This is a genomic window from Lentimicrobium sp. S6, assembly GCF_013166635.1.
GTDB lineage: Bacteria > Bacteroidota > Bacteroidia > Bacteroidales > UBA12170 > UBA12170.
This window is the reverse complement of the sequence record NZ_JABKBZ010000277.1, coordinates 1-548: the sequence shown is the minus strand read 5'-3', so window position 1 is coordinate 548 and position 548 is coordinate 1. Positions and strand designations below refer to the sequence as shown.

At 40.7% G+C, this 548-nt stretch carries 1 protein-coding gene; it reads right to left on the bottom strand.

Annotation, left to right across the window (positions count from 1 at the left end):
* The coding region (locus HNS40_RS22715; RefSeq protein ID WP_172284985.1) for a DUF11 domain-containing protein at window positions 1-548 on the bottom strand (548 nt) is incomplete at both ends.

The following is a 548-nucleotide window of genomic DNA, read 5'->3' as shown; positions in this document are numbered from 1 at the left end:
ATTTCTAAACTCGTATCTGCTCCATCGGCTAAATTACCTATGGTCCAAATTCCTGTGGCAGTAGCATAAGCTCCAGATCCATTATCTGATACATAAGTATATCCTGTTGGTAGATTTTCTGTAACTGCTACTCCTGTTGCTGCACTTGGTCCATTATTGCTCACTTCAAGAGTGAAGATTACTTGATCTCCAACATTTGGTGTTGCCTCATCTACCGACTTAACGATAACTAAATCTGAAATTGGATTTGGGGTTGTTAAGGCATCATCCTCATCGTTACTTGGGTCTGGATCATCTTCGGTTCCAGTGAGTGTTGCTGTGTTGGTATAATCTCCAGTAGCATTAACTGTACAAGTAATTTCTAAACTCGTGTCTGCTCCATTGGCTAAATCACCAATAGTCCAAATTCCTGTGGCTGTAACATAAGCTCCGGCTCCATTATCTGATACATAAGTATATCCTGTTGGTAGATTTTCTGTAACTGCTACTCCTGTTGCTGCACTTGGTCCATTATTGCTCACTTCAAGAGTGAAGATTACTTGATCTCC